The sequence below is a fragment of the Desulfovulcanus sp. genome, from assembly GCF_982781345.1.
Genome location: NZ_CEYAEZ010000030.1, coordinates 1 through 26,741, shown reverse-complemented (window position 1 = coordinate 26,741; position 26,741 = coordinate 1). Strand labels below are relative to the sequence as shown.

At 42.8% G+C, this 26,741-nt stretch carries 21 protein-coding genes and 1 pseudogene; 12 read left to right on the top strand and 10 right to left on the bottom strand.

Annotated features, from left to right (window positions below; genetic code table 11):
• The first annotated feature begins 178 nt into the window (after positions 1 to 178).
• The 3 genes from AC3WVG_RS06435 to AC3WVG_RS06425 all read left to right on the top strand — a co-directional run bounded on the left by AC3WVG_RS06435 (position 179) and on the right by AC3WVG_RS06425 (position 3,823).
• Positions 179 to 1,717, top strand: a complete 1,539-nt coding sequence (locus tag AC3WVG_RS06435) for an ASKHA domain-containing protein (protein WP_488797342.1) — start codon at positions 179 to 181, stop codon at positions 1,715 to 1,717.
• A gap of 214 nt (positions 1,718 to 1,931) precedes the next feature.
• Positions 1,932 to 2,942 carry a DUF933 domain-containing protein gene (locus tag AC3WVG_RS06430; RefSeq protein ID WP_488797341.1) on the top strand — a complete coding sequence of 337 codons (1,011 nt, stop codon included), beginning with the start codon at positions 1,932 to 1,934 and terminating at the stop codon, positions 2,940 to 2,942.
• Positions 2,943 to 3,073: 131 nt separating this feature from the next.
• Positions 3,074 to 3,823, top strand: a complete 750-nt coding sequence (locus AC3WVG_RS06425) for an RNA methyltransferase (protein WP_488797340.1) — start codon at positions 3,074 to 3,076, stop codon at positions 3,821 to 3,823.
• Between the two features lie 66 nt (positions 3,824 to 3,889).
• On the opposite strand, the gene AC3WVG_RS06420 is transcribed toward AC3WVG_RS06425, so the two are convergent.
• Positions 3,890 to 5,089, bottom strand: coding sequence for an OmpP1/FadL family transporter (locus AC3WVG_RS06420; protein WP_488797339.1), 1,200 nt, complete (start codon positions 5,087 to 5,089; stop codon positions 3,890 to 3,892).
• A 470-nt stretch (positions 5,090 to 5,559) separates the two neighbouring features.
• On the opposite strand from AC3WVG_RS06420, the gene AC3WVG_RS06415 reads away from it, so the two are divergent.
• Positions 5,560 to 6,147 carry a DUF6448 family protein gene (locus AC3WVG_RS06415; protein ID WP_488797338.1) on the top strand — a complete coding sequence of 196 codons (588 nt, stop codon included), beginning with the start codon at positions 5,560 to 5,562 and terminating at the stop codon, positions 6,145 to 6,147.
• 350 nt (positions 6,148 to 6,497) lie between these two features.
• Here AC3WVG_RS06415 and AC3WVG_RS06410 read toward each other — a convergent pair whose 3' ends face one another.
• Together AC3WVG_RS06410 and AC3WVG_RS06405 are read right to left on the bottom strand one after the other, a co-directional pair.
• Complete coding sequence (locus tag AC3WVG_RS06410; protein ID WP_488797337.1) at positions 6,498 to 6,953, bottom strand: GNAT family N-acetyltransferase; 456 nt, start codon at positions 6,951 to 6,953, stop codon at positions 6,498 to 6,500.
• Between the two features lie 377 nt (positions 6,954 to 7,330).
• On the bottom strand, positions 7,331 to 8,353 hold the full coding sequence (locus AC3WVG_RS06405; RefSeq protein WP_488797336.1) for a tRNA dihydrouridine synthase: 1,023 nt from the start codon (positions 8,351 to 8,353) through the stop codon (positions 7,331 to 7,333).
• 262 nt (positions 8,354 to 8,615) lie between these two features.
• On the opposite strand from AC3WVG_RS06405, the gene AC3WVG_RS06400 reads away from it, so the two are divergent.
• On the top strand, positions 8,616 to 9,140 hold the full coding sequence (locus tag AC3WVG_RS06400; protein WP_488797335.1) for a hypothetical protein: 525 nt from the start codon (positions 8,616 to 8,618) through the stop codon (positions 9,138 to 9,140).
• 41 nt (positions 9,141 to 9,181) lie between these two features.
• On the opposite strand, the gene AC3WVG_RS06395 is transcribed toward AC3WVG_RS06400, so the two are convergent.
• From AC3WVG_RS06395 to AC3WVG_RS06380, 4 genes are all read right to left on the bottom strand, one after another.
• Complete coding sequence (locus tag AC3WVG_RS06395) at positions 9,182 to 10,309, bottom strand: hypothetical protein (RefSeq protein ID WP_488797334.1); 1,128 nt, start codon at positions 10,307 to 10,309, stop codon at positions 9,182 to 9,184.
• Entirely contained in the window at positions 10,309 to 11,118 is an 810-nt protein-coding gene (locus AC3WVG_RS06390) for a DNA adenine methylase (protein WP_488797333.1), read from the bottom strand. The genes AC3WVG_RS06395 and AC3WVG_RS06390 overlap by 1 nt, the downstream gene beginning before the upstream one ends.
• A gap of 302 nt (positions 11,119 to 11,420) precedes the next feature.
• On the bottom strand, positions 11,421 to 13,922 hold the full coding sequence (locus AC3WVG_RS06385) for a DEAD/DEAH box helicase family protein (protein ID WP_488797332.1): 2,502 nt from the start codon (positions 13,920 to 13,922) through the stop codon (positions 11,421 to 11,423).
• 12 nt (positions 13,923 to 13,934) lie between these two features.
• Entirely contained in the window at positions 13,935 to 16,952 is a 3,018-nt protein-coding gene (locus tag AC3WVG_RS06380; protein ID WP_488797331.1) for a site-specific DNA-methyltransferase, read from the bottom strand.
• Positions 16,953 to 17,353: 401 nt separating this feature from the next.
• Between AC3WVG_RS06380 and argB the strand changes: the two genes are divergently transcribed.
• The 6 genes from argB (at position 17,354) to AC3WVG_RS06350 (ending at position 23,570) form a co-directional block, all read left to right on the top strand.
• On the top strand, positions 17,354 to 18,232 hold the full coding sequence (gene argB / locus AC3WVG_RS06375; RefSeq protein ID WP_488797330.1) for an acetylglutamate kinase: 879 nt from the start codon (positions 17,354 to 17,356) through the stop codon (positions 18,230 to 18,232).
• Positions 18,225 to 19,940: a dephospho-CoA kinase gene (gene coaE, locus AC3WVG_RS06370; protein WP_488797329.1), complete on the top strand. Its 1,716-nt coding sequence runs from the start codon at positions 18,225 to 18,227 to the stop codon at positions 19,938 to 19,940. The genes argB and coaE overlap by 8 nt, the downstream gene beginning before the upstream one ends.
• Before the next feature lies 1 nt (position 19,941).
• Entirely contained in the window at positions 19,942 to 20,673 is a 732-nt protein-coding gene (locus AC3WVG_RS06365; RefSeq protein ID WP_488797328.1) for a rhomboid family intramembrane serine protease, read from the top strand.
• Between the two features lie 82 nt (positions 20,674 to 20,755).
• Complete coding sequence (locus AC3WVG_RS06360) at positions 20,756 to 21,514, top strand: ABC transporter ATP-binding protein (RefSeq protein WP_488797327.1); 759 nt, start codon at positions 20,756 to 20,758, stop codon at positions 21,512 to 21,514.
• A gap of 62 nt (positions 21,515 to 21,576) precedes the next feature.
• Positions 21,577 to 22,683: a SufB/SufD family protein gene (locus AC3WVG_RS06355; RefSeq protein ID WP_488797343.1), complete on the top strand. Its 1,107-nt coding sequence runs from the start codon at positions 21,577 to 21,579 to the stop codon at positions 22,681 to 22,683.
• Positions 22,684 to 23,120: 437 nt separating this feature from the next.
• Positions 23,121 to 23,570, top strand: coding sequence for a metal-dependent hydrolase (locus AC3WVG_RS06350; protein WP_488797326.1), 450 nt, complete (start codon positions 23,121 to 23,123; stop codon positions 23,568 to 23,570).
• Here AC3WVG_RS06350 and AC3WVG_RS06345 read toward each other — a convergent pair.
• A complete protein-coding gene (locus AC3WVG_RS06345; RefSeq protein WP_488797325.1) occupies positions 23,567 to 24,421 on the bottom strand; it encodes a YihY/virulence factor BrkB family protein in 855 nt (284 codons plus the stop codon). The genes AC3WVG_RS06350 and AC3WVG_RS06345 overlap by 4 nt on opposite strands.
• 374 nt (positions 24,422 to 24,795) lie before the next feature.
• Here AC3WVG_RS06345 and AC3WVG_RS06340 point away from each other — a divergent pair, with 374 nt between their 5' ends.
• Positions 24,796 to 25,089, top strand: a complete 294-nt coding sequence (locus AC3WVG_RS06340; RefSeq protein ID WP_488797324.1) for a hypothetical protein — start codon at positions 24,796 to 24,798, stop codon at positions 25,087 to 25,089.
• Between the two features lie 101 nt (positions 25,090 to 25,190).
• Here AC3WVG_RS06340 and AC3WVG_RS06335 read toward each other — a convergent pair whose 3' ends face one another.
• Positions 25,191 to 25,835: a LysE family transporter gene (locus AC3WVG_RS06335; protein ID WP_488797323.1), complete on the bottom strand. Its 645-nt coding sequence runs from the start codon at positions 25,833 to 25,835 to the stop codon at positions 25,191 to 25,193.
• A 708-nt stretch (positions 25,836 to 26,543) separates the two neighbouring features.
• A pseudogene (locus AC3WVG_RS06330) lies at positions 26,544 to 26,741 on the bottom strand (hypothetical protein); the annotation flags it as partial.

Sequence of the window (26,741 nt, the reverse complement as noted above, 5' to 3'; positions counted from 1 at the left end):
TTTAGATGGGTCCAAGTCTTTGTACCAGCATGAAAGAAACCAAGACAGGAATGAAAAATGGAAATTGACTTGATAAAAGGTTTGGCCACAGACTCATAATCACAAATTAAGTGGTCTTAAGAATGGCAGTAAGCCGTGAGTTGTCATACATTTGAACTTGTAGTTTCGAGTTGTTGGTGTGAGAAAAATTAGTATTTATTTGGAATCTTCTCTGGAAACACAAGAACTTCATTTTGATTCCAGAAAAACTTACGCCCAGAACCTGTTTACTTATGGTCTGATTAGAGAACGTCCTTTATGTTCCGGTTTAGGTCTTTGTGGTCAATGTAAAATTAAGTTCGTATCAAACTCCCCAAAGCCAAAGCCTAAAGATTTGCAGATTCTTTCTCTTCGGGAGCTCGAACTGGGGTATCGACTGGCTTGTATTCATTTCCCTGAGCCTAATCAAAAAATAGAAATCCCTTCAACAAAAGATTACTTTAATTTTTCAAAAAAAAGTCAAAGTCCTGCCGTATGTCTAGCCATTGATCTTGGCACAACAACTATTAAATGGGCCCTTATTCATGCAGATAAACAGCTGAGTAAAGGGCAGTGCCTGAATCCCCAAATGGGAGCAGGTGCAGAAGTTGTGTCCAGGCTTGCCTTTGCTCTGGAAAATCAGAAAAATAAACAATTGTTAACAAGTCTAGTACAGGCCAAGGTAGGACAAATAGTGAGCAAGGTCGGGGAAAATAAGTGTCCCCTTGTTCTGGCGGGAAATCCGGCCATGGTTTACTTGTTTCTTGGACTTGAGGTACGGGAACTAAGTTTTGCCCCGTTTAAGCTTAATTATTGGGGAGGATGTGAAGAGTTCCTAAGTTCAGATATTTCCAAGCTCTATATCCCGCCTCTTCTGGGAGCATTCGTGGGCGCAGATATTAGCGCTGGACTTACTTACATTGAGTTTGAACGTGATGAGGATGATTATCCTTATCTTTTTTGTGATCTTGGCACTAACGGGGAAATGGTTTTGGTCAAAGATAGCCGAACTTTTTTGTGTACCAGTGTAGCCATGGGGCCGGCCTTGGAGGGAGTAGGGCTTAGATTTGGCAGTGTATTTGGAGATAACGATGTGTGTAGCCGTTTTTTTCTTACGCCTTCCGGGCTTAGTGGCTGGCCGCAAAGAGATTTTCGTATTTCGGGTAGTGGCTATTTGTCTTTGATAGGTATTCTACTTCAGCTTGGCGTACTGGATCGAAATGGCCATTTTCAGGAAGGCCGCCATCCATTGGCCCGTAAAGTTCAGATGGGGCTACAGGAAAATAGATTATATTTAACTGAAGAAGTTTATTTAAGTGCACACGATATTGAAGAAATATTAAAGGTGAAGGCTGCTTTTAACCTGGCTATCAATTATTTGCTTGAGAAGGCCGGGCTAACATTTAGAGATATAAGAAGAATTTTTATTGCTGGAGCATTTGGCCAACATGTGCAGGGAGGTTTGCTTGAAGAACTAGGTTTTTTACCACAGGGAATGGAGGCCAAAACCAGCTTTGTGGGCAATACTTCCCTGAAAGGAAGTGTATTGCTTTGCCAGGATGAAAGGGCCAGAAATTGGGTGGAAGGGCTTAAAGATAAGGTTCGATATGTTAATTTGGCTCACGGAGATTATCTGGCTGAGAATTTTGCCAAACATATGCGGTTTTCTTTTGTTGATGAAGGCAAGGGGATTGGTTAATGTCCTCTCCCTCTGGTTAGGAGAGAATAGTTTTGAGTTTTGTACAAGACTAAGAATTTCACGCATTCCCGTTGGTCGCTAGAGACATTAACCCTGTGGGATCCCGCAAAGAGGTGCTGCTTTTGGTAGCATTCCACTGGGCAGGGAGGCATGGAAAAGGAATTTGCTCCCTGTTGTCACACACGACTAGGCTTTATTTTAGGAGATAATACTCATGAAGACAGTAATATTTGGTTTTGCCGGCAGTGGAAAAACAGATTTGTTTATGGCTTTGGCTGGGCCGGAAATTGGTATGAATAACAGGGCTATGGTCAAGGTTCCTGAACCGCGGCTTGAGCCTCTGGCCAGGCTTTTTAACCCTCAGAAGGTAACCCAGACTGAAATTGAATATCTGGACATTCCCGGCGGGGGAGGAAAGGGGCAGGGTCTGGGAGCCAGGGTGCTAAATGAAATCAGGCCTTATGATTGTTTACTGGCAGTTCTGGATGGATTTAGTGGGGTAAATGACCCCAGTGAGCAGTGGCAGGCCATTGAGATGGACTTGATCATTTCTGACTTGGCTGTGGTGGAAAAGAAGTTGGAGCGGATCGTCATGGATAAAAAAAAGGCCAAGCATCTGGTTGACCCCAAAGAAGAAGAACTGCTTGTTAAGGTACGGGAGTTGCTGGAGTCTGAACAACCTGTGCGCAAGGAACCTTCGTTGGCACAGGCTCATGAACTGAGAGGATTTTGTTTTTTGTCTGCTAAACCAATACTTTATGCCTGGAATGTGAGTGAAGACAACATCGGGCAGGTCAAGCTCCCGGAAGAAGAGACCGGTCAGGTGCATCTGGCTGTATCGGCAAAGCTGGAGCGGGAGATGAGAGAACTTACCGATCCGGAAGAACTCCAGATGTTTATGGATGATCTAGGTATTAAGGAGTCAGCCCTGGATAGGGTTATTTCCAAGACCTATCATTTATTGGGGCTTATTACGTTTTTAACCGCTGGCGAAAAAGAAGTTCGGGCCTGGCCGTTAAAAAAAGGTGCTACCGCACCAGAGGCCGCCGGGGTAATTCATTCAGACCTTCAAAAGGGATTTATCCGTGCCGAAGTACTCTCCTGGGATGATTTTCTAAAATATCAGGATTTCAAAAAGGCCAAAGAACAGGGAGTACTTCGTCTGGAAGGAAAAGACTATATAGTACAGGACGGAGATATTATTACTTTTAGGTTTAATGTTTAGCTGTGACCACAATTTAAAACTTTTTTCCTTCAGCAATTTGACAACATTGAGTAAATTTTTTCTGACATTTGGTAATTTAAAAATTTAGATCTGTTTCGAATTTCGAAATTCGAATTTCGGACTTATAAAAGATGTTGGACAATATTACAGTAGTTTTATGTAGGCCAAAGTATTCAGAAAACATAGGGTCTGTGGCCAGAGCCTGTGTGAATATGGGCTGCCCCAATCTTATCCTGGTCAACCCTAAAGAGTTTGATATGGACAGGGCCCTACCCTTGGCTACTGTCAAGGGGAAGAAGGTTTTGGAAAGGGCAGAGGTTGTTTCCAATCTGCCCACGGCCCTTGCTACTTTTCATAAAGTCTATGCCACTACAGCCAGAATGGGCGGTTGGCGAAAAGGCATACTCATGCCAGAAGAAGCTGCCAAGCGCATGACCGCCGAGATTGAATCTGGTGCGGAGATTGCCATTGTTTTCGGCCCTGAAGATACTGGTTTGACCAATGAGGAGATTGAAATCTGCGGCTCACTTATCTCTATCCCGACCATGCCCGACGCCTGGTCACTTAATCTGGCCCAGGCAGTACTTATCATTCTCTATGAGTGTTTTAAATTAAAGCCGACAAGGAAATTAAGACCTATTTCCACTGAAAACTCACGTTTGGCTACTCACGAGGAGCTTTTGACTTTGTATACACATATGCAGCAGGCTTTGCTGGACATTGATTTCCTACGCAAAGATAACCCTGATTATTTTATGATGCCCCTGAAAAGATTTATAAATAGGCTTGCGCTTCGGCGGAATGAATTCAACTTACTCATGGGAGTGTGTCGGCAAATCAGGTGGCTGAAATCACAGGCAGATAAATCAAAAAGTGATTGATTCCACAAAAAAAGGCAAGCATGATGCTTGCCTTTTTTTGCGGGGGGTAGTTTAGTAAATAGGCGACTAAAATTTATACCCAATGCTCAAGCCAATGAGATGGCTGTGTCCATTTTTAAACTCGCCTTCAAGGATATAGTCAGCAGATCTAGCGTCGACATCCCTGTCCTCGATCAACAAATAGGTGTAAGATAAGTCAACCACCCACTTATCCCAATGAAAACCGGTTCCCAGTCCAAACAAGTGTCTGTTGTTTGCCGGGACCATGTAATCCACATGTTCATCCGGGATAGGGCTTTGATCATAGACATAGCTGGCACGCAAGTCCACTAACTCGTTCAAGCTGTATTCTACGCCGAATTGAAGACGCCAGACATCGTGCCAGTCTTTTGGAGTGGTTTTAGAAGATATCCCGAATAATGGCTCATCATATTCTATTGTTAATTCATCATAGGTACTCCAGCGAGTATAGACCACATCTGCCTCTAAAGTTAGCTCTGACATTGGTTTTATCATAACTCCAGCAGTAAATGAATCAGGCAGGGTTATATCACCCTTTGCTCCAGTGTCGTTAATTGCTGGGTTGTCAAAAGTAACATCTCCTTTGACTGTTTGTTCTACCTGGCTCTTGTAAACAAGGCCCATTGCTAGCCAGTTGGTTGGTTTATAATGGAAGGCGGCGTTAAAACCATAGCCTACACTATCGCCGACAAGTTTGGTCTGTATGTCCTGAAAAAGTAGTATTTTCTTCTGCGTGAACTCAAACCACATGGCTTCCAGGCCAAAGGCAAAAGAAAGGTCATCTGTCAGTTTGATAGCCAGATTGGGGTTTACAGATATAGACCTGATTCCGGCATAAGTTACATTATATCTTCCTGGCCAGTTATCAGGGTATTCAGTTCCGAGACCGAATCGAGAAAAGATGCCGAGTCCTAACCAGTAACGGTCATTTAGCTGGTAAGTCAGATAAGCGTGTGGAGGTAGCCAGATATTGTCCTTGGTTGTGGTTGTTTTACCTGGGGTGGTCACCTTTGTCTGCGGGGCAATGGCTGTGACTCCGGCCATGACCCTGCCGCCCTCAAGCTGGGTGATACCAGCAGGGTTAAAGGCCACAGCAGAAGGGTCATCTGCCCGGCCAACAAGTGTTCCCCCCAGTGCGTTTCCACGCGCGCTCCATTCGTAAATGCCAAATCCTGCACTTTGTACAGGAGATGCCTGAAGCAACCATAAAGCCAGCAGAAATAGGAAAATTTTTTTGGAACCCATCTCTCCTCCTGAAAACTTTTTGTAGATTAACAACAAAAAAACTATTCTTCAGAACAAGAAAACGGGCTCATTATCTTAATTGGAAAAATGAGGCAAACAAAAAACTAGGAAAAAAGTTGGGCTTTTAGCTTGTAAATCAACATTTTAACGTGGATGATACAATAATTGGACAAAGTATTTTGCCTGTCTCTCGTCCCTCCTTTTTTCTCCAATCATAACTTCTTTAAAAAATTTGACTTAAGTCAAGGAAGGTTCTCTGAAAGGTATTGTATCAACTAACGCAACGAAACGGCATTATCCGTTTCTAGAGAAGTTTTCAGGGCTGAGAACGTTTTGGGCTATAATGGCCTAAAAAAGCTCTGGGACAGGTAATCGGACTAGGGATTGTGCCTAAAACTTTTACATGGTGAGAGATGTAGGCACAGAGGTATGGAGATTAACCAACAAACACAAAAAAGGAGGTTGGGAACATGAAAGGAACAAATTTTATCGCAATGGCAGCAGCGGTTGTCTTTGCCTTCGGTGTGGTGTTGTTTAGGCCGGATTTTGCCGCGGCCCACTGCGACACCCTGGACGGGCCGGTAGTGACGGCTGCAAAAATTGCCCTGAAAAAGGGTGACGTAACCCCTGTGCTGAAATGGGTGAAAAAGGAGTATGAGGCGGAAATCCGCGATGCGTTTAAAAAGACAATGGCTGTCAGGGGGAAAGGTAAAGAGGCAAAGGAATTGGCTGATCGCTATTTCTTTGAAACCCTGGTCAGGATACACCGCGCGGGCGAAGGGGCTCCTTATACTGGGCTGAAACCTGCCGGAGCAGTGGAACCTATCGTAGCAAAGGGCGACAAGGCCTTGGAAAGCGGTTCGGTTGATAACCTTGTAGAACTCGTGACCAATGCAGTGGCTAAGGGTATACGTGAACGCTTTACCCATGCCATTGAGACTAAAAAGCATGCTGAAGAAAGCGTAGAGCAAGGGCGTGAGTTTGTGAAGGCCTATGTGGAATTCCTTCATTACCTGGAACGGCTGCATATGGCCGTCAAGGGGCATGGAGCTCATTAAGAATAGTCAGGGTAAACTTTAATGCTGTACGTTGTAGGTGGACAGGTGCAACTGACTCCTGCATGACTTGAGTTGTTCCAGAGCGAAGCGGAGGGAGTCCCTTTGGCGCTTGCCCTGGTTGGGACAGCGTCAAAGCCCTCCGTTGACTCTGGATTTTTTAGTGCTCAGCCTTTTGTTATACGAAATAGAACAACTGTCGGATACACCCCGCCAAATCTTTACTAACTTTAATGTTTCAAATTCAGGGATTTTTCCCTTGATTTTCTCTACTTTTCTTTTTCAGTCTTAATCTTACCGAAGATTTTCAACAACGCCCCAGTTTTTGACGCCCAAACGAGTTACGCGATTTTTTATATTAATTTTCTAAGACAAATCAGTTGGGTTTTTTGCCAACCACACTTTTCATAGAATTTTAGTGCTGGTATGTTGTTTTTATCAGCTAATAATTGAAGCCTGGTCATACCTTGGAGTTTTCCCCACTCTTCTATAGAAGCAAGTAAGGTTTTACCAATACCTCTACCTGAATACTTTTTCTTGATAACCATATCTTCGATTAACCCCACAACTCCACCTTCAGCTGTAGAAATTAGGGTTTGGATAGAGCACATGCCAACCACTTCATTATTAATAGTGGCGACCATGACACGGCCTTTTTCACTACTAAGCAGTTTTACCAGTCCTTTGCGTTGCTTTGTTTCGTTGAAGACGAAGTCTTCTTCAATAGAAAATAGTTCTTTTAGAAGTGGTAAAAGAGAATCTATGTCATCTAAAGTAGCCGGTCTAATGGAAACTTCTTGATTGTTCATTGATTCTCCCTTCTTCATTCCTAAATGAATATTGTTGGTGAGATTGTTGTATTGGGCCTAACATGTGGAGAGTTGGGCCATTTCGTAGCCCACGTCTCAAGGTGCGAGGCGAATATCGTGCTTGATAAATTGGGCTGACAGTCCATCTACAACCGCGAGCTTCTGGTTAGGTATTATATTAGTAAATATTACCTTCTATTTTTAGACAAGTTACAGTGCCTACAGATTGAAGTCAATGAGAGTGCAATTTGAGACTATGGTGTTAAGTTTTGGGGCAGTATGTTTATGGTTTGCGGGATATCTGATGGGGTGGCTGATAAACACCAGCATTAAACTTATGTTCAGTGGAGTCTTAAAGCTGATTACGAATCACAGTCCTACCCTGAAAACAGAAGAGAATTGGGTTTGGGGGCTAGCTGAGGACAGGGGGTAAAGGTTTTTTCAATATATTTAATTATATCCTCTTTTGTTTGCATTTTCATAAATCCATTCAGGATGGAATTGCCAAATACAAAATTAGCGCAAAAATAGAGGGCGAATTTTTTAAAGAGTTTAATGGCTCGCGTGGGTTCAAAATAGGTCCACAAAAGTTCAACCATTTTTAAGGCAACTTGCGGATAAAGCTCAGGGTAAGGTTCAAACCCTTCGGTCAGTTCGGCAAAGATCCATGGTTTGGCTATAGCCGTTCTGCCTAGGGCAATGCCGGCACAGTTTGTTGTGTCCAGCATCCTGGCACAGTCCTCAGGGCTAAACACATTACCATTGCCAAAAACGGGGATGGAGACAGCCTTCTGCACTTTATTTATGTATTCCCATTTGGGTGGACGGGAGCGGCGATCAGGGGCTACGCGGGGATGAAAAATTAGGGCATCTACCCCGGCCTGTTCGAACTCCCGAGCAAGCCTTATGGCTGGTTCCGGTTTATCTTCCCAGCCTGTGCGATACTTAATGATTAAAGGGCAGGATACCGCCTCTCTGATAGACTTGACAATGGACAGGGCAAGCCTGGGCTCTTTTAATAAAGCTGCCCCTGCATTTTTATGGCAAATGCCGGCCACAGAACAGCCCATATTCACATCTACCCCAAAAAGACCTTCACTTTCAATGCGCACGGCAGCTCTAGCCATCACTTCTGGCTCTGATCCATATATCTGACAGACGAGGTGTACTGCCTCTGAATCACGCCAGGAAAACACAGGTGATTTATAGCGGTTCTCATGGGGCAGGGCCCTGGCATTACACATTTCAGTATAGGTCAGGCCATAGCCGCCAAAATCATCCAGGATTTCTCTAAAGGCTATGTGCGTTAGGCCGGCCATAGGTGCTAAAATGACTCTTTTAACTATTTCCTTCTGGCCGATTTTTAAGGGGGTGTTTAGAAAAGATTTTAATGAGTTCATACTTATTAAATGTAGCGCTTCGTCTTATAACAGGACAGCCGTGTTGACCTTTGGTAGTCGTTATTGGTAACAATTTGTGATGTTTAATAAAAAATAATCATACCATCACTGAATAATCCTGGCAACATATGATTTTGCGTGTGTCCATATTTCATTAAGTCAACCAATTAAAATAATTTACCTTTTCTCCATAAGAGAAGAGCTGTTTTAGTGGTTGCGTTAAAGATAAGGAGACGGCAACCAAATTTTTTGGTTTTACTGCGTGGTTAAATTACTGTTTTTACATTTTTACCCTAAGTATGAAGATTTTGAGCGGCTTAAAGAGGATTTAAGTCGTCTGGAGGCAGAGCTTTCCAGAATAGAGTCTCATATCAGGCAGGTGGTGGCCAATTTTAAAAATGAGGTGGTCGGCCGTGTGAAGGATGTGGAGCGAAAGGTGCGTGTGATTGACCGCCGGTTGGAGGATTTGCGTTTTGGCCGGGTACAGCAGGTTAAACTCCGGGTGCTCAAGCGTGAAGCATATCATAAACTGATCAATCTAGCCGAGAGCGGCACGCTTTTGCGGTTTATGCAAAACCATGAGGTAAGCTTTGAAGAGTTTGTAAACGGAATGGCAAGGGAACTGGGCTATTTGCGAACTGATCCTTCTCATGAAGAAATTGTGGACTATCGTCATTATATCGACCTGGATTTTCAGGAAAGCAAGGAATGTACCAAACAAAAGTCCGCAACTTACTCAAACTTGACACTTACAAAAACTAAGTCCGATAACCTTCAGTCAGGATAGCTCTGTCATGCTTTTGTATTGACTAGTACAATTTATGCTTATCAGACTAATTCAAACAATAATTTTTTATTAATCTTGTCATATTTATACTTTACCAAGTTAATATCATTCCATTCCCTTGATATCACCGGCTTAGTACCAATTACAAATTTTCTGGAAATTGTCTTTAAATATTCTTTTGCCTCGTCTTTAAAGTCGTATGCAACCAAATAAGCGCTAATATTATCATAATTTCTATTTGCTATTTCATCTTTTACAAAGTCTACATATTTAAGTAGCTGATTTACTTCTTCAATTCCTGCTGTATCTTTTTTTATTTCAATGATTTTATGCTTATCTATAGTCTTGAAATTTTCAATATAATTATATCCATAAATATCCATTTTATCCATATAATCAATTGGTTTAAAAGGAGACGCTACTACTTGATGAGATATATAATCAAAATTTCCGAATACCCTGGTTGTATCTTCATCTTTATATGACAATTGATAAATTAGTCCAGCTTCAATTGCCATTTCGTGTTTAATTTTATCTTCATTGCTTGCATATTCTAATATCTCGTCTGCTCGGAATTTATATTCATCATTAAGTTTATTTTTTATTTGCGTATGGAAATTCTGGCAAGAGGTATCAAAAGTGTTTTTAGTATCTTTTTGATAGTTTTGTTTTAAAATAACATCAAATAAACATTTTGCTTCAATATCGTCGAGTTTAATAAATGAAACTTTCCAAAAAGCTCTTAGTATTCTAAAACAATTTTCATTTGATAATAAAACATCATCCATGTCGATTCCTTTTTTAAAGAAAAAAGGATAGGGTTCAAAAAAACATATCCATCTTTGATTTACACTTTTATCTCCTTCGTCTAATAACAATGTATTGCGAATAACATTATAATCAATACTTTCTGGAATATTAGCCTGTGGATAATTAAGACACTTTACATCACCATACACTTCTATAAGTTTTCCGATTCCATAAATTTTTCTTTTAATAAAAAAGAAAACCAAATCATTTTTCTTCATACTTGCATAGTCTGCAAATGTTCCCTCTTGCGGGGTGGTGAAATATCCTCTTGGCGTTGAAAGTTTTGTAGAATATACACCATACTTGAAATAACGCATCAATGACTCTTCGCTATCAAGGTTGATTACATAACCTGCCATCAATAATTCCTCACAATAACTTCTTTTATTTTGCCTCGCCCATTACTCTTACAATTAACAGCCCTATTGGCATAAACCGTGTGAATATTATATTCCTTATACAAATTTAACACAAATTCAGTATATGAATTAGATAGCATCCATAGAACGCCTTTATCAGTTAACTTATCGCAGACTTCTTTTAATCTAAATTGCATATCTACATCAAAACCGTTTTGTGTGTAGGCAGTAAAATTTGACGTGGCATTAAGAGGGACATAAGGTGGATCAAAATATACAAAATCTTTCGGCTTGGCAAAATCAAGGACAATAGAAAAATCAGCGTTCACAATTTCTGTTTTTTGCAAAGCTTGGCTGCACGCTCTAAGATTTTCAGCATCACAAATTTTGGGATTTTTATATTTCCCAAAAGGGACGTTAAACTGGCCCTTACTATTTACCCGATAGAGACCATTGTAACAGGTCTTATTAAGATAAATGAACCTGGCCGCTTTTTGGAGTGCTGGCAATCTGTGATAATCTGGTTTTCTGTCCATGTCCCTGGTTTTGTAATAACAAGTCTTGGTATTTTTATATTTGGAAAGCTCTTTAATAAGTTCCTCAACATAGTCCCTGACTATTTTATATACATTAATTAATTCTGAATTAAGGTCAGCAATAAAAGCTTTTTCTGGTTTTAAAGCAAAAAATAAGGCTCCCCCGCCAACAAAAGGTTCAAAATATCTGTTATAGGAGCTGGGCAAACGTTTTTGTAATTCGTCCGCAAGTTGTCTCTTTCCGCCTACCCATTTGATGAACGGTTTACACATTTTTTATATTCCTTTTACGTCTACAAACTACCTTAGTATATATTTTGTTAACTTGTTTTATCCCATAATTAATTAGCAAATCTTTAGGCGTGAGGTTCGCTGACTTTAAATCATCCCCTTAGCCTGAAAATATCCTTAACATCCTGCCCTGATAAACTAAGATATTCCCATCTGGTAAGCAAGTTGCTTTGACCCACCCCGATAAAAACTTGAACCGCCGTTACAGGCATACCAACAGCCAACAGCTCCAATGCCCTGTTCCAGGGCAAAGAACTGGTAATTCCATGGGATAAGTCACAGTTTCAGCGCAGACATTCGCAGACACAGGAACTATACGCTTTGCTTTTTTTGAAATTGTAGAATTTGCGACAGTATCTTTTCAACAGGTCTGCTGCAATCTCCTGCCATAACTGTACCTTCTCAAAACTCGTAAACTCCAACATGTGCTCCGGAATAAACAAGTCATACCAATCGTTTTGAGAAAGCAGTTCCCGAATTGAATCACGGCTGATTTCAAGGTTGTACATGGCATTCTGTTTTTTGAAGTGAAGCAATTCCATGTAGAGCCGGTCATAATCAAGAAACTTGAGATTTTCAGGTTTCAGGTAAGTGGGTTCAAGTGTATTCCCCTCGTCCGAATGCAGATCGTGCCGCTTCGTCTTGCTGTCCAGTCGGCCATACCAATCAGCCGATACTTTAGTCCGAATATTTTCACAGCGATGAAGGCTCGCTTTTACTTCCTTTTTGAAATCCGCCATATCTTTTTGAGGCAGGATAATTTTCCGATCAGTCCGGGCCAGGTTTTTGATTGTTGGGAGAGAATTGGGTTCTATCTTCTTTTCAGATAGCACATCTTCTTCATCGATATACTCATTGAACGCTTGCATATAGTCGGCTCGTATCCCGAACACATTCAATGTCTCAAGTTCTTCGATAAACTCTGGATGTTCAACATCAGGTATATGGCTGCTTCGCTTCAGGCAGAAGTTCAAACCTTTCAGACGTACCCCGCGACCGAAAAGCTGTATGATCTGGGCCCCCTCTTTGCGGCCTATGTTAATCAAACCCATACAGCTCACCCGCCAGCAGCTCCAACCTTCCATAAATTTTTTTGCTCCAATCAGAAGCCGGATTTTACTGTTATGGGACTTGATATTGTCAAAAAGGGAAACAGAAAATTGCTGTTCAGAGCAAACAATAGTTTTCCCGTGCTGCTTCTGAAGCAAATCCCAGAGCTTTTTTGGCTCTCCCACATTGATGACCCCAAAATACTCACCCCCTTCGCCCACGCGTAGCCCTATTTCATTGTCGCTGTCCTTGAGATAAACAGCATGTAAAAGGCCGCGGCCGGTTGTATTGAAAACAACACGAAGAATATCCCGGAAAAGACGCGTGGCCGAATCAGGTTCGGTAGGTGAAAACAGCTTTCGGACATAGTTAAACGCATTACGGAAAACCAGTCCTTCACTGTCGTACAACTCGTCCCGCTGGCGAAGCAGCAGATCGAGGTAGTGAATGCTGGTCTGCTCATCGGTCACGAAGTCCGCAAAGAAGCGAAGAGCAGTGACCACATCGGTGTCTTGGGTTTGCCGGCGGTGTCCGGTTACAGAACCACCCACAAACACCATCAATGGGTCATCAACCAGATAGGGAACGTATTTGCGGTGGTTGTCCCGGTACAGACGGCATTGTTGGTAAAAACGAAGCAGGCAGGCTGTTAGATATAGTTTGTGAAGGTCATCCTGACTGGAGCTACCATTCTGGCTAAAGTTCAGAATATGAAAATCCTTTCCGTAACCATCAGCAAAGAAGGACTTGTAAGAGTAGTCAAAGAGGATGCTCTTGGCATAAAACTGTCCCATCTCTTTTTGTTTCGCACCTGAAAGAGCGTTAACGGACTGGCCGAAAGTAGCGGAATATTCAAAAGAAAAGCCTTCGGCGCAGAGCTGCTGGCGCTTGTTGAACCATTCGTCCCCGCCAGAACCACGGTGACCTTCGTCAACCATGACTACATTATTACGTGAGAATTCTTCTACGGCTACAGTAGTAACGCCGGTTTTTTCTTTTAGTTTTGTAATTTCAATAATCTCAACAAGAAAAAGATTATGCCGGTTCTGGTCCGGCTTATAGCGCATAGCAGGGATGCCAGATAGCCTGAACTCCTCGATGTGCTGACTGGTAAGTCCTTCATTAGGCGTGATGAGTATATACTTGTTGAAGAAGCGAGCCAATTTGCGTTTTTCGAGGTAATGTTTCAATTGAAGGATATTACAGTGCATGATCAGAGTCTTACCGCCGCCGGTGGCAATCCAGAAGGCAAGTTTTGTTAAATCCTGTTCAGTGTATGGTTGAATCCGGTCTGACGTAGCCCCGCGTCCAGTGAAACGATGGTTGAAGGTTTTGCGGAACGTATTAAGTTCATCCAGGAGCGTTGTTGTCTGCTGTTGTTTGTCACGGGTCCAACGGTCCAGGTAGTATTCTGTGAAGAGTAGGGCCAGATACTGAAAGTAAAGCGGAAAAATATCGCGATGCTCTTTGAGCCTTCGATTTTTTGTGATGGCTTGCCAATGTTCAAAAATGTTGCGGTCGTACTCCATCAGGAGGTCGTTGGTGATCGCGCGCTTTTCAGGGAGGGACAGTTCCAGCTGTCTGCGGAAGTAAAAGACATTCTGCTCGTCCCAGCCGGCTTTTTCATTCCGGAGAATCTGGCTTAGGTGCTTCATACCATTTTCGGTGTCATTGTAGCCCAGTTGTTTGAAAAGCCATTCGTTCAGCACCAGGCGTTTATCGAGCTTCACAGCCATCGTGCTTTCTCCTTACAGGCTTTCCACATCAAACATCAGGTTAAGAAATACTTCTTCGGTGAGCATGATCTTATTGTGTGGATCATTCAGTGTGGTGTCGCCGTTGATATAGATCGCTTTATATTCAGTATCCGCCGGGTTAATGCGAAGAGTTCCAGTAACGAATTCCTCCAGGGCGACGTTGTCCTTCTCCTTCGCATTCCGCCAAATGACCAGCACGGTTTCTCCCGCCGGGTTTTCACCCTCGATGGTCAGGAAGCCGTCCTTTATACGCATTTTCCGTACCCGTAACCCCAGCAGGTAGTTGAAAGTGTCGGGCAAATCTATTCTCTTCGGTTCCGCCTTTCCTGTTTCACGATTGTAGATTTTTAGCGTGTAATTGAATGGATCTTCAAAATGGTCAAGGTTGAGGAGAGAGCCGCGGGTCTCCACATCCAGCATATAATGAAGCAAGTACTCTTCCTGTACTTCTTCCATGAGGCCCAGTAGGTCTACTTGTCGGTCTTCAAGCTCTAGATTGTTTAGAGTGTCTTCGTAACTCTCCAGGCGGATATATTTGAAGCAGTGGCTTACGCCTGTCTCTGGCGCGGTTGGTTTGCCATCCAACCAATCCTTTGAGTAAATGACTTTTTGAATACGCGGCTTGAGCACCGTGTCAAAATAGTCACCCATCTCCACAAGGATGTACTTCCGTTTCCCGCCATCCTCGCGGTTGAGGTCGATAACCGCATGGCCGGTTGTGCCGGAACCGGCAAAGTAGTCGAGAATAAAGTCAGTTGAACGGTAAGTAGTTGGCAAACCAATAAGATATTGGACCATTTTTACTGGCTTAGGTCTGCCGAACATCTCCTCACCAAACATTGATGTAAGATTAGCGGTGGCATTGGAGACAGTGCCGAATTTAGGAAGTAGTGTACTTGGAGTTATGCGAGTTCTTTTTTTGGTAATTTTAAGTTTGCCAGTTCTAGTGAAGAAAAAACCCGTAACTTCCTGGCCTTTAGTATCGTAAACTGGTCTGTTTCCATAGAAAAACTGCTCCATTTGTTTCTTCTGAGTCCAACCAGCCTTTAAAGTTACAGGACACTTTAATTTTCCAGCTTCACATACCATCCTCCCCCTCACCAAAGTAACTTTTTCCGTACCACCCCAAGTCCCTGAAAGCTCGACTCCATCATCTGCTAACCACGGCACACCTGCTGGAAAATCAAATTCACTCTCAGGATTTGCTCTTGATATTTTTTTCATAGCGCCGGCTTCAATTTCTCCGTCGCCTCCTTCAAAATTATCTAACTCGTTGCTGGGAATAAGAGAATAGACTTGAACATATTCATGATAAGGTGAGAACAAACCGTTCTGTTGGCTATGTTGAGTGTTCCAGATCAACTCGGCAGCAAACGAGTTCGTATCAAATACAGTACTAGCAACATGCCTTAATGTTGCGACCTCATGCTCATCGATACTGATAAATAAAAGTCCGATTGAGTGTTGTAACCTGGAGGATAATGAAAGACGATCACTGAGCAATGTTGCCCATGATGAGTGTTTATAGCCATCCTTGTAAAGGAAGTCGTCTTTTTCTGTATTATATGGTGGATCAATATAAATACACTTCACCTGTTCCCGGTATCGTACCTGCAACAGATTTAAGGCCTGAAAGTTTTCCGAGTGGATCAGCAGACCGTCGGTTTGTTCGTCTATATCATCAATAGAGGCAAGTAGTTTGTATTTGAATTCTTCCGGGTAGAAGGCTGTATCGAGCATCATATATTGCTTTTCTTTAAGCAACTCCGGAGATGGCGTTTCAGCTTCTCCGATAAAGCCAAGTTTACGCCATTCTTCCCACTGCCGCTCGTTTTCCACAATCACGGGATAAAGTTCCTCTGGCACTCTATCCAGGGTTATGCAGTAGTTTGTTTCCACAATAAATTTCTTTTTCAGCCACAGTTTTTTCTGGAAATCCTCGAACTGGGCCAAAAAATCGATCAAATCTTTTGCCACGGCACGGATTGCCTTGATCTTACGGATTTCACCTTCCAGATAGTTTGCTGGGCGGTCGTCCACGTCATCCAGATACATCACTTCGTTTTTAATGTAGAAATCCAGCTCCTGCCTTAAAAATCCGCCAAGATCCTTGTGGATAAAATAGTCCCCTGTGCTTTTCTTTGTGAAATTCTGCAAATGTTTTTGAAGAATAGTCCTGGTATCCTTGCCGGTGTATGTTTGATCATCGGCCCATAGACTTTTCTTCCACCTCGCAGGGATTTTAGCCTCGATATCAGCTTCGAGTCTCTCAATTACCTGTTTGGCTGTTGGTTTATGGTCAAAAATTTTTAAATGAAACGGAATGACCAGCGTGTCAGCAGTGGTTTCAATGTCTGCTTCTTCATCAATGACGAAGGCCCTTACAGCCTTGTTATTGTTTTGAACCGCATCCATGCGCGTTAGTTTAAATTTTACTCGGAGCTTGTGGCCTTTTTCCTCTATGGTGAAGGTGTAGTCTTTCAGGTTTTCCGAGGATTTGATGTAATATTGATCTTTGTTGGCCCAATGGAGTATGATTTCCTCCCCGTTGTAGGGAATGGCGTATTTTTGCTTGTTGCTGTAGCGCCGAAGCGACATGAAATCGCCGTTTTCATAATAGCGGCTAAAGAATTCATAGAGATGAGAATAGACTTCGGCTTCCAGACGTTTGGCATCAACAGACTGTTGAGCTGGCTCAAACGTTTCCATGTATTGCTTCCCAGGCGGGGTAGGTTGCTGCTTTTTCGCAAGTGCTCTGTCAGGTTCAAAAGCATCAACGCCGAACGAAGATCCACACTGTTGGCGCACCTCATTGAGTTTGTCTGGAGCGTTGTTTTGAGCCAGATCGCTTAAAACTTGTCTAACTTTTTCCGGCAACCGTTTATGCAAGTATTCCTGAATTTGCTTATGTTTCTTCTTGATAATCCGGTGAATGCCAAAATCAAGGTCTGCCTTGTCGAGCTCAAAAAGTTCCTCCAGCTTAGCGACAAGTTCATCAAATTTATTCATATTTCAGTTCTTTCAGCAGATTATAATTCATTCTTCAAACGATCCGCCATCGAATCAACCTGTTTTGAGACGACATTTCAGAATTGCCTCAAATCTGAGCCGATGACTTAATGGTTTTTATGGTTCTATCTCAGAACATTCAAGTTGCGTTTGCCCTGCAGGTTGTGGCTTCCGGCATGGAAGTTCGGTCCATAATGGGGTAAGTGTCATGTTTCTCCTGATTACGAACCAGTTTTGTAATGCTTTTCCTGGACTGGAGTTTTTTTACTAGCCTGTTAGATGTTTTTATTACAGCTTTAGCAGAATAGCATTTTCACGATTTTGACCTGTCACCTGCTTTCTGCTAGTCAACCTCAATTCATCAGTGTGTACTTGAATCTGGTTTCCTTGGGGGACATATTATGGAACAAGAAAAGTTAAATGCCAAGATTTTATTAGAAGCATTACCTTATATCCGCGAGTTCTATGGGCAGACTATAGTCATCAAGTATGGTGGTCATGCCATGATTGATGACTCTTTAAAAAAGAGCTTTGCTTTAAATGTGATCCTGCTAAAATATATCGGTTTGAATCCTGTGGTGGTTCATGGTGGAGGTCCGCAGATTGGAAAGATGCTCGATCAATTGGGCATTGCCTCTCAATTTCGTGAAGGTCTGCGGGTCACTGATGCGGCGACCATGGATGTTGTGGAGATGGTCCTGGTGGGCAAGGTAAATAAGGAGATTGTAAATTTGCTCAACCTCCATGGAGGAAGAGCAGTTGGATTTTCGGGCAAAGATGGTCGCATGATCAGAGCCAGGAAGTTAGAGATGGTCATCAATAAAAAAGATGCGCCCCCGGAGATTATTGACCTTGGCAAGGTAGGTGAAGTGGTTGATGTGGACATAACCCTGATCAAATCTATACAAAAGGAAGGATTTATTCCCATTATTGCACCTGTGGGTGTTGATGAACAGGGTGAAACCTATAATATTAACGCTGATTTTGTGGCCTGTGCTGTAGCCTCAAGCCTAAAGGCTAAAAAATTGATTTTACTTACTGATGTTCAAGGCGTCCTCAATGAAGATGGTCAAATTATTTCTTCCCTGAACAAGAGAGAGGCTGTGGAACTTATTGAAAGCGGTGTAGCCAGAGGCGGAATGATTCCTAAGCTCAAGTGCTGTCTTGAGGCTGTTGAATCCGGCGTTGAAAAGGCACATATCCTTGATGGTCGTGTTGAGAATTCAATAATTCTGGAACTATTTACCCGGGCTGGAATCGGCACAGAAATATATGGATAGAGTCAAGAGTCGAGAGCCAGGAGTCAAGGGTAAAGGGTCAGAAACGACTCGCGACTCTCAGAGTCTAGAATCTAAAGATTCGAATATTTACAAAGAGTTAGCCTTAATTGTTCCGGATAATGCCCATGGCCAAAGGCTGGATGTATTTTTGTTTTCCTTAGGCCTCGAAGAAGGTGTGGCCAGGGCCAAAGTACAGAAGTGGATCAAGCATGGACTGGTCACTATTAATGGAAGGTCTATTACTAAGCCTAGTTTTAAAATCAGCCATGGCCAGAAAATTAGGGTTTTACTGCCTTCCGCCGGGGGCGCGAATAAAACACTCGCAATCTCTGGGCAACTGGATATTGTTTATGAAGACCAGCATATTCTGGTCGTAAACAAACCCGCCGGTCTTACTGTCCATCCTGCACCAGGGGAGGAAGGCCCGACCTTGGTCAATTTTTTGGTTTATAATTATCCCCAGTTAGCTCAAAAAGCTTCTGATCGTCCGGGCATTGTTCATCGTTTGGATAAAGATACTTCCGGCCTTATGCTTATTGCCTTGACTGATCAGGCCAGATTGAAGCTGGTTCAAGATTTTAGCGCCCGTCATGTGCTTAAGGAGTACCTTGCTTTGGTTTTTGGGGTACCAGAGAATGAGAAGGGTGAGATAGACTTGCCTATCGGACGACATCCTAGACATAAAACCAAAATGGCTGTAGTAAAAAAAGGTGGGCGCAGGGCCATATCCAGATATGAGGTGATCTTAAAAGATAAACAAGAAGCCTGGAGTCTTTTGCGGGTAAAAATTTTTACCGGCCGGACCCACCAGATTAGAGTGCATCTATCGCACTTAGGTCATCCTATAATAGGCGATAATGTTTATGGGGGGACAAATTTCAGCTTGTTGGGTGAAAGAGGAAAGAGTGCGCCAAGTTTGTTCAAAAGGCAGCTTCTTCATGCCTGGTGTTTAGGCTTCAGCCACCCGGAATCCGGAGAAGAAATGGAATTTACTTGTCCTCCGCCCAAGGATTTCTGGCGTGCTCCTTTGCTTTTAAAGCGGGAGACACAGCGAATAGTGTTTACTGGAAATCCTGGCAGTGGCAAATCAGAAGTGCTTAAATGTTTTAGAAAACTCGGTGTCCCTGTCTTTAGTGCTGATGAAGAGGTGGCCAAGCTGTATCAGCCTGGAGGAGATGGTTGGTTTGTTCTCCGACAGAGGTTTGGACAGAGATTTATTGCATCTGAGACAGGAGAAGTGGATAAAAAAAAATTATTCGCGGAAATGGTGGCGAGTGATACCTTTCGCAGAGAGGTTAATGCCCTTATCCATCCATTGGTTGAATTCAGGTTGCGCAACTTTTGGGAGAAGCATAAAAGGCAAAGAGTGTGTGTGGCTGAAATCCCCCTGATATTAGAAGCTGGCTGGGAGACTGATGGTTTGATTTTAGCAGGTGTATTTTGTCCTGACGAGCAGCGTAAGCAAAGGCTGATTGCCAGAGGATGGGCAGAGCAGCAGATGGCACAGATTGAATCATGGCACTGGCCACAAGCTGATAAACTCCGTAAGTGTCATTTGATTATAGATAACAGTAAAGATTTACAGTCCCTAGAGCAGAAAGTTTTGGCGCTTAGCAATATTTTAAAGACGTTGCGTCAAAAAAGAGTCCGCCAGCTTAAAAAAAGACTGGACGTTTTTTATCGGTCAGCCTCCTCTCTGGAGAACTAAATTGATTCCCTTAAAAGACAGTATCCCCAATGTGCACCGGCCAGTCATGGTCTGGACCATCATTGCTGTAAACACTATTGCTTTTTTGTTTGTCCTGGAATTAAACCATTTACAACTGGTGAAATTTTTTCATCTTTTTGGAGTTGTTCCTGCGAGATTTACCCATCCTGAATGGGCCAGGTGGATGGGCTATCCGGATGGCGGTTATTTATCTTTGATAACGCACATGTTTTTGCACAGTGGTTGGCTCCATTTTTTGGGTAATATGTGGACATTGTGGATTTTTGCAGACAATATTGAGGATGTAATGGGGCCTTTCAGGTTCCTTGTCTTTTATCTTTTATGTGGTCTTTGTTCCTTATTGATTCATTTTTTATTTAATATGGACTCTGCCGTGCCAGTTGTCGGGGCTTCGGGAGCCATTGCCGGGGTGATGGGTGCCTATTTTTTACTTTATCCCCACGCAAAGGTAGTGACCTTTATTCCAATATTTTTTGTGCCTTATATTTTTGAACTGCCTGCTCTTATTTTTTTGGGTTTCTGGTTTCTTATTCAGATTATATCGGCTATTTCTTCGAATGTTTTTTCTTCTGCTGGTGGGGGAGTGGCCTGGTGGGGTCATGCAGGCGGTTTTTTAGCTGGCATGCTCTTGCTCTCCCTTTTTAAAAATGAGAAAAGATGCTATTATTGTTATAAACAAAAAGAAAGTGATCATAATTTTCATCTAAAATAGACCAAAAGGTAGAGAATGTTTTTTTTGCCTTTGGTGAAATAATCAGTTAAAATTTTTTTATAAAAAATTAAGAGGGATGGCTATGCTAAAAATTGAAGACCTGCATGTTAATGTAGGAGGAAAAGAGGTCTTGAAGGGGATAGATCTCCACATCGAAGATGGGGAGACCTTTATTTTGTTTGGCCCCAATGGTTCTGGTAAAACCACTTTGCTTATGACTATTATGGGCTTTGCCGGGTATGAGGTGACGCAAGGCAGAATTTTATTCAAGGGCAAGGATATAACCAATTTGCCCACTTATGAAAGGGCCAGAATGGGGATTGGCATGTCCTTTCAGCGCCCACCGACCATCCATGGCTTAAAGACCAGAGATTTGGTTCGGTTGTGTGCCCGGGACAGGGAAATAGATGTGGAAAAGTTGGCCAGGAAAGTCAATTTTGAAAATTTTTTAGACAGAGATATAAATGATGGTTTCTCCGGAGGAGAAATAAAGCGTTCGGAGTTGCTGCAACTCATGGCCCAGGAACCTGATTTAGTTCTTTTTGATGAGCCAGAGTCAGGGGTGGATTTGGAAAATATGGCCTTGATAGGCAAGATAGCCAAGGCTCTTTTGGATGGTTCCCTGGAGCCCAGCCCTGTGGTTTGTATGAAAGACCTGAAAGAGCAGAGAAAGACTTCCGGGCTGATTATTACTCATACCGGATATATTTTAGATTATGTTAATGCTGACAGAGGGAAGGTCATGTTCCAGGGTCGACTTTGTTGCGAAGGCCGGCCTAGAGATATTTTGGATCATATCAGTAAATATGGTTACAAGGAGTGCGTCAGATGTCTGAGTTAAAAAATGATAAAACTCCCCAGGTGGATTTGAGCGTATATAATTTTGATCAGGCTGAAAGTCCGATGCTTCCCGATTTACGTCAGCTTGGGTCTGAGGATCGGGCTGAACTGCTCATGGCTGGAGTGGATGTAGAAGAAGAACAAAGGAGCGGGACTTATCTTCAGATTGATCATAGTAGTGTGCATTGCAGCTCTCGCCGCCAGGGCGTGGAAGTTTTGAGTATTCAGAAGGCCCTGGAGAAATACGATGGTCTGCCAGAATATTATTGGCAGGCAGTGGATAAAGATAAGGATGAGTTTACAAGGGCTGCAGCAGAAAAGCTTCATGGCGGGTATTTTATTCGCACTGAAAAAGGGGCGAAAATAGAGGAGCCAGTGCAGTCCTGCCTGTTTATCAAGGGGCAAGACGTAGCTCAAAGTGTGCATAATATTATCATAGTGGAAGAAGATTCAGAAGTACACATTATCACTGGCTGCGCTACATCACATAAAGTTCGTTCTGCCCTGCATTTGGGTATTTCTGAGTTTTTCATCAAAAAGGGCGGTAAATTGACCTTCACCATGATTCACAATTGGGGAGATGAGGTCACTGTCAGACCCAGAACCGTAGGTATTGTTGAAGAAGGTGGGGTGTTTGTAAGCAACTATATTTTGTTGAAGCCGGTCAAGTCTGTGCAGTCATTCCCGACCATTTTTCTTAATGGCAGGGGTGCAGTGGCTAGATTTAACTCTATTTTGGTCGCGCCTCAAGGATCACACATTAATTCAGGAAACAAGATTGTGCTCAATGCGCCTGAGACCAGAGGGGAGATTATATCCCGGGCCATCACAACCGGAGGGACAATTATTGCTCCGGGAGTAATTGAGGGCAATGCTGTGCCTGTGCGGGGCCATTTAGAATGTAAGGGTTTGATTTTAAACGATGGCGTAATTCACGCTATTCCGGAACTTAAGGGAACCAAGTCCGGAGTTGAGCTCTCTCATGAGGCGGCTGTGGGCAAGATTGCCCAGGAAGAGATAGAGTACTTGATGGCCAGGGGACTGGACGAGGATGAAGCTACTTCCACTATTGTCCGTGGATTTCTCAACGTGGATATTATGGGGCTGCCCAAAGAACTCAAGGAGAGTATAGATAAGACTATAGAAGAAAGTGAGAAAGATATGTTTTAGCTCTAAGGCTAGGGGGAAGGGGGTGCATCCGATGGCTGCACTTGGGTTGAGTAGGTGAGTGGTTGAGTAGGAAGGATGGTCAGTGGACGTAGGATTCCGTAGAAGAATTTTCCCCTGATTGCCGCCAGATTCTGGATTTTTTCAATCCTGGTTCCTTTCATGCTGGTGCAAATGCCTGGACCCATCTATAGCTTGCTTGCGGGCAGAGCATAATGGGACATTTTGGATAGATGAATATTCTTTTTATTGTCAATAATTATGGCAGATAGCGTCAGATATTTGGCTTTGTCGCCCCGATGCTCTGCTTACCCGCAAGCTTCGCCAAGATGGGTTATCCGGCCCTTTGCAATGCATTCAAGAAACCAAGATTTTCAATCTGGCAGTAAAAATGGAGTTTGGCCCACAGACTCTTAAAAGACTACAAAATAAATTATAGCATGCCAGGATATAAAGGACATCTGCTGGGAAGTTTAGCGCTTTCCGGTTCAGCAGTGGCCGCGGCTTTATGGTTCGGGCAGATTCATCTGGACCCGAAAAGTATTTTTTTTCTTTTGGCTATATCTTTGCTTGCGTCTTTATTTCCTGATGTAGATACTGATTCTAAAGGACAGAATTTATTTTATGCTCTTTTAGCTGCTTTGGATCTGGGGTTAATGATTAAGGGCTTATACAAATGGGCGGCTATTTTGGGTTTTTGCGCCATGCTGCCTGCCTTGGGGCATCACCGGGGATGGACTCATACTTGGTGGGCCATGTTCCTAGTCCCTTCAGCTATTCTGGTCCTGCCCATGATTTTTTATAATATTTCCATAGACAAGCTCCTGCCCTATTATCTGGCCGCAATCGTTGGCTATTTTTCACACCTCCTTTTGGATCGTAAATTCTAATCTGGTTTTTCCCATAGTAATAAAAAGTGCGCGCCCCATAAGATGAGGATCATGTTGGCGTTTAGCCAGAGCAAAAATAAAATAATGGAAGACAAAGTGCCGTAAACCAAGCTGTAATTGGGCTGAGTCCATAAGATGTGTGTAAAGAATTTGGTGATCAGTTGGCTCACTAGGGATAAAGCAAGGGAAAGGATAAAGCTTGGAACAGTGGCGAATCTTTTTTGTGGTAGGACTTGATATAAAGAAAAGATAAGCAAGGCTAAACCTAACCAGGTCCAGATGCCGGGAGTCATACCCGGGGGGATAAAACGCGCCGGGATATAACTCAAAACATGCATGATAAGTATAAGGATAATGAAGCTTATACCCATAAAAGGGCCTATGAGCCAGGGTAGAGGTAGGCGCCAATATTGTTTTTTGATGGGTCTATTATCGATGTAGTTAAAGCTTGTTTGCAGGGCATGAAAAAATAAACCTGCGGTCCAGAAAATAAAGATAAAACTGATCCAGCTAAGTCTTGGTGCCATGTCTAAAAATTTGTTTAGTTGCAAGGTAACGATTTCTTTTGCCCAGGGCAGGATGGCTAATTTATTTTGAATAAACTCTTGAACCTGTATGGTGTCGCCCCAGATTAGGCCGGCCAGGGATACCAGGAGAAAAATTAAAGGAATAAATGAGAGCAGGGCATAAAAGGTAAGACCAGCAGAGTGCAAAAAGCCCTGCTGGCGCGAAAAGTTTTTCGAGCCTAGAAAAATAGCTTGAGTTAACCTGGTCCACATGGTCAGGGCCTTATGATTATGTGTGGTAGATGGCAAATTTGGTTGCCCACGGTTTTTTGTTTGTCTATCCATCAGCCAAAAAGTCCAGTCCTCAGTTTTTATAAAATTCTTCTATTCCCGGTGATCTTCATGGTTTCTGCCTCTTAGCTTTTAAGGACAGTTGAGCACCATGAAACCATCCTCCTGTATTTCAGGCTAAAAAATAATAGTTTCGACTTTCAACACGTTATCTGATTTTACTAATACTTTTTTACCTTCTTTTGCTTGAAGAGTAAATCGGGTTGTTGAGTTGGAGGGTTTGTTTGTTGAATTTATAGAAGATAGGTGGCATTAAGCGAAAAGTTTCTGACTGAGTCAGAATACGTGTGTAAAAAGTCGCTTCCCATCCGGGTTAAATAAAAAATTATAACTTTTAACAAATTACATCAATCATGAAAGGAGAGAAAATGGCTGAGAACATTGATGATTTAACTATCAATTGGACTGATGAAGACGGGAATCTGGTGGTCAAGGAGTTGAAAAAAGAGGTTTTGACCCGCGGTGCGTGGACCACAATTATGTATGCGTATCAAGAGATGGACCGTAAAACAGGAGATTATGGGCCGGTTAAGTTCAGGGTTGTGCGTTATCAGAAACGGAATGGACGATTTATCCCCCAATCTAAGTTCAATATTTCGTCCATCAAGCAGGCTGGGGAAGTGGTCAGGATTTTAAACCAGTGGGTTGAAGAACTTGAGTAGATAAATAGATTGCAGGGGAGGCGAAAACCTCCCCTTTAGCCGGCTAGCTGCTTCTATATTTTGTCTTCTCAGGCTCCTGGAATTACATAAAAGTCAATACCTCAAATTTTTCCCAACATGACTTTATGCAAGGCGGCATAGACAAAATAGCATGCAAAAACCACTAGAAAGGCTGCGCATGTTCCGATTATCCCTCTATAGAGTCGATCGCTCAAAAAGCGTCTGCCCTTCCCGACAGCCGCAGAGACCACGGCATACCAGGCGAAATCGGCCAAAATATGTCCGGTGAAGAAAAAGAAGATACCCCATAGGCCAAATTGCCTCGAATGTAGAAGATAACCAAGCCCAATTGTTGCCCACCAAATTAGCCAGTATGGATTTGCTATGCTCAATAGTGCCCCGGTAATTATCAAATGACCGTGCTCTTCCGTCCCTGCATCCCAAGATAAACTCAAGGTTGGGAGTGTGCGAAACATTCCCAAGGCCATCCAAAGCAGAAACCCGGCACCTGCTATAGCAATTACGATAAAGACCTCATCTTGCATTAGAAACGGAGCCAATCCCAGTAATAGTGCGATCACCAACGCCAGTTCAAGAATGCTGTGACCAATCATAAGCAACGGCCCAGCGAGAAAGCCACGACGAGAGCTTTCACTAACGGAAGCTGTCAGCAATGGCCCTGGCATCATTGCGCCGGATAGGGCAATTACAAAGGAAGAAAAGAAGATAGTGAGCAGTGTCAACATGAGTGAAATTATCCTTGGTTAAAAGTCTAACGAGAAAGCTCGCATGCTGCCAACCGCAGGCCCAAAGGGCGCAGCTGGTTGGGCGGTCAGATGGAGCAACTTATGTACGCACCTCATGGGCATAAACTTATGGTTAAAGTCCTCTGTGCGTGAGTTCGTGCCTGTGGAAATATCTAGCATGACGCACTAACCAAGGGCAAGGGCGGTTTTCGTCCCTGCTACTGAAGAATCTGTATATCTTCATCTGAGGAAGAAAATATACAGTTTAATTTTGACTTTTTACCCGTTATATCGACTGATTATATGACTATATCAGTCGATATAACGGGTAAACATGAACAAAGAAAAAATAATAAAAATTTTAGACGAATCCTTTGGGGGGGCTGGATCTTATGCTATCCTTATAATGACTGTTTGACGGGTAGAACCACAACTCCGGCATGCACCATATTCAGGTCAATATAGACAAGACAACGAAGGAGATGGTGGTCGTTTTCTATGGCGGTAGCGTGATAACGATTTTCCCAGTAGGCGTCTTTCCGATTACCCCAAAAAAGCCATTATTGGGTAGTAAACAACCTTTTTAAAGGGGTAAAATTGTGTATTTTCAGTTGCCTATCTTGGCCTGACCCCGAAACAACCGAACCAGATTACTGGAGAAGCAAAAAAATAGAAGCTAATTTGTCTCATATGCGTTGGCCACACAGTTTATAGCTCCTTCATTTTTTTTATCATATGAGGAGATGGAATTAGTCCTAAGGGCGTATTAAATGCCCATGTTTTATTTTTAAATACAGCGAGAGCCCATTTTTTGACTTCTATTTGATATACGGAAGCATTATTTAATACTAGATTTGACTGCAAAAACGCAGTGTTGCAATAAAATGTAACACAAAAAAAATATTG